This is a genomic window from Alloalcanivorax venustensis ISO4, from assembly GCF_015356855.1.
Lineage (GTDB): Bacteria > Pseudomonadota > Gammaproteobacteria > Pseudomonadales > Alcanivoracaceae > Alloalcanivorax > Alloalcanivorax venustensis.
On sequence record NZ_ARXR01000072.1, the window covers coordinates 1 to 1258 of the forward strand.

Genomic DNA, 1258 nt, shown 5'->3' on the forward strand with positions numbered 1-1258 from the left:
TCCAGGACACGCCACGAGTACATCCCTTGTATCTTGACGAACTCCACTGATGAGTGGTGCGCTCAGGGACGCCTGAGCAGGGGCATGGTCAGACTGTGTAAATCCCTAGGCCTTGAGCCTGCCCTACAGATCAGTCGCCATGTCCCATCTTTGCTCGACAGATCGAACGGTATCGAAGGCCGGCCCCAGCGGCCAGAGCCTGCATGAACAAGGGTGATCGCGACAATGACGACCTGGATTCTCGGCATCGACATCAGCAAGCGTAAATTTGATGCGGCCTTGTCCATGGGCGAGAAGTTCAAGACCAAGGCCTTTCCCAACACACCGTCAGGCCATCGTGCTCTGTTGGAGTGGCTGGCTCGCTACGACGCAGACCACGTCCACGCCTGCATGGAAGCCACGGGCTCTTATTGGGAAGCACTGGCGACCTTCCTCCACGATGAGGGGCACCGGGTAAGTGTCGTCAACCCGGCGCAGATTCACGCCTTCGCCAAGGGGCTCCTGACGCGAACCAAGACAGACCGGCAAGATGCCCGGTTGATTGCCCGCTTCTGCGAGGCAATGAAGCCGGGGTTTTGGCAGCCACGTCCCCGTGAGGAACGGGAACTGTTTGCCCTGATCCGGCGCCTGGATGCCCTCAAGGGAATGCGTGACCAGGAACGAGCGCGCCTTCAGGAGGCCCATGAGGCGGTGGCGGACGAGATCGAAGGTCATATCGAAGGGTTGGAGCGCGCGATTCGAGAGCTGGAAGCGCGGATTCGCGACCACATCGAGCGCCACCCGGGCCTTCGGGACAAGCGCGATTTGCTGGCCAGTATTCCCGGTGTAGGTGAGACCACGGTCCATCAGATCCTCAGCCGACTCAGTGTGTTATCGCTGCTCGGCTCGGCCAAGCAATGGGCGGCGTACGCCGGTTTATCACCAGGGGAGCGCAGCTCCGGCCAGCGGCAAGCGGCTAGTTCAGGGATGGTGCGCCTGGGTGATGCCCGACTGCGTAAGGCGTTGTATTTCCCGGCGATGGTGGCCAAGCAGCACAACCCAGTCTTCCGGCGCTTCGCGCAACGACTACGCTCGAACGGCAAGCGGCCCAAACAGATCGTCGTGGCCTGCATGCGCAAGCTGCTGCACATTATGTATGGAGTACTGAAAAGCGGTCAGTGTTTCGACCCGTCGTGTTATGGGATGCCGGCCCACACCATCTCCGAGATGAGAGTGGCCCGAACCAGTTGATGGGCAAGACGGTATCTGTAGGCTCGGC

General features: G+C 60.7%; 1 protein-coding gene. It reads left to right on the top strand.

All coding sequences use genetic code 11. The features are described 5' to 3' along the window. Positions 1-225: 225 nt before the first annotated feature. Positions 226-1230 (top strand): IS110 family RNA-guided transposase, encoded by a 1005-nt coding sequence (locus ISO4_RS16805; RefSeq protein ID WP_142950240.1) that lies wholly within the window; start codon positions 226-228, stop codon positions 1228-1230. Positions 1231-1258: the final 28 nt, after the last annotated feature.